A 2,236-nucleotide genomic window follows, 5' to 3' on the forward strand; every position below is an offset into this window, starting at 1 on the left:
AGTCTTGATCTTCGCGAAGCGTTCCCTCTGTGACTCCGTGCCTCTGTGAGAGATTCATTGCCGGACAGCGGGGCTCTCACAGAGGCACGAAGGCACGGAGTTTAGGCGGTCGTGACGTTAGCGACGACGGCTTCGAGGAGTTGCTGGCGTCCTCGAAGACCATGGGGATCAGGCCGGCGATCTTGTCGGCACCGCCGGAAAGCGACTTGAGACCGTCTTGAGAGACTTCGTCGGGGTCAGTCTTGATCTTCGGTTTTCACTGAACGAAAACCGAAGATCAAGTCTGCCTCCCGCGAAACGCTCCCCCTCCAGAAGAAAAGCATCAGCAAACTCTCTAAAGAATCCTATATCTCCACACGGGAGAAGGCAAATACACCAACCTCATGCTCTGTCCCCATGCACTCGCCCATGCATTCGTCTTTCGCGGAAAAGTGCTATGACCCTTTGATTGGTGCTTTTTTACGTGACCAAATTTTCGCGATCTACGTCCACATACTCTGGTAATCCTACGCTTTCAAGGCGTTCGTACAACGCACCAAAACCCTCCATCTTAAATAGCTGATACTCTTCAGAGTACAGCGGAAACAATTGGTACATCCTTATTTCGCCTTTCGACCCAAAGGGTATCCTGTGGTCGTCGTTTGTGGACAGCGCCAGCATCCAGGCGGTAAAGCGAGTTCCAGGTCCAAGCGGCTGTAGTTGTTCGTCCGCAAAGCTCGTTACACTATCTCCTAACCAATCTCCTGACTCTACTGTGTAATTCGCAATCTTAAACATCCACTGGACTGGCCATGTTTTCTCCGGATCAAGTCCTGTGTAATTTTTGTCAATCATAGAGAGTGGCACATAAAGAAGCAGTTCCGCAAAACGGAAACCCTCCTTTCCATTGGGTACATTGAGTTCGTGTTGACTTAAGCCTTCAGTAAATAACATAGCCAGACCAGCCTCGTCGTCTCTCAAAACCCGAACTGCGATTTGCGTTGGCGAAACGATTTGCGTGTATGCGGAAGGATCCACCGGCGCGTATGTTTTGGCAAGATGTCTTGAGACAACCTCTTTGTCGCCATCGGTGGAAACAGCTTCGGTGGAAGCAGCATCGGTGTCGGAAAGTTCACCGGCACGCAATGCGCCGTTTGATCGTAGAAAGGCGGAGAGTTCATCAACCCCCAGTTCTTCGGCTCGATCTAGCGCAGTTTGGTCAGGCACCTGATCGTTGTTTGTAACAAAAAGATGATTAATATCGGCCCCGTAATCCAGAAGCAGCTTTGCCAATGGAATCGGATCATCTGTGTATTTTTTCGATCCTGCGACTGAGAACAATGGACAGTCGAGGTTTGGGTCGGCCCCCAACTCCAATAAGCACTTTGCGTTCTCATGTTTACCGCGTAGTATGGCCCACGAGAGCACGCTAAAGTGACCGTCAAAGTGATTTATGTCCCATCCGTTCTCCGCAAGCCATCTTAGGATATCTGGTGACGATTGCTTCGCGGCCTCACACAACAGATCAAGGCCCACCTTTTTCTTTACGCGTGGATGGTCCTCAAGAATCTTTTGAATCATATCTAAGTCATGCAGATCTGTTAGTGCCTTGAAGAGATTTGCGTATGGGGTACCAGTGTACGATCTTTCATTCATTGGAAAGGATTTCCTTCGCCTAATATTTTCGCAATACGATTGAGTGCTTTTGCAACATTGTTAGTCAGTTCTGTTTGGTTGCTCGACCGTCGCTGTGCATCCCGAAGGGTTTTGAACACTGCTTTCGCATATGCTTTGGAATGTCTCTGATTGATCGCTATTGCAAGGTTGCGAAACTCGTTAATTCCGATTCCAGCACGACGCAAGACTGACGAAGGGACAAAGACTGACGAAGGGACAGAGCATGATGTCAGGTGGTGTAGTATTACCCCGATTGGACTTCGCCGAGAATTATGCGTTGCCTGTTGCACTTGATCGTCGGGAAACGGGCGTGTGCCCCCGTGAGATAGGATCTTTCCCTCGGAAGGGCCGCAACGAGTCCGTACATTTATCCTTCGGCATCGCAAAGAAGGTCACAACAAGAAAAATGGAGAAGGGACGCCTAGTGCTGCGTTACATCTTAATTTTAGGATGGACGGAAAGCAGCTTTGTCCTCGCTTCGTCGATTTTCATTTGCCAATCGACTCCGCGTTGGGTTTCATTTACATCGCTGGCCCAGGCAGAGGTTTCTTCGCGTAGCATCTCAATATCGCCAATGCGA

General features: G+C 49.6%; 2 protein-coding genes. Both read right to left on the reverse strand.

Annotation, left to right across the window (positions count from 1 at the left end):
• Positions 1-459 precede the first annotated feature (459 nt).
• Positions 460-1,635: a suppressor of fused domain protein gene (locus tag Q31b_RS27610; RefSeq protein ID WP_146602904.1), complete on the reverse strand. Its 1,176-nt coding sequence runs from the start codon at positions 1,633-1,635 to the stop codon at positions 460-462.
• Entirely contained in the window at positions 1,632-1,946 is a 315-nt protein-coding gene (locus tag Q31b_RS29785; protein ID WP_197172544.1) for an AHH domain-containing protein, read from the reverse strand. Before Q31b_RS29785 ends, Q31b_RS27610 begins: the two co-directional genes overlap by 4 nt.
• Positions 1,947-2,236 lie beyond the last annotated feature (290 nt).

Source organism: Novipirellula aureliae (assembly GCF_007860185.1).
Classification (GTDB): Bacteria; Planctomycetota; Planctomycetia; order Pirellulales; family Pirellulaceae; genus Novipirellula_A; species Novipirellula_A aureliae.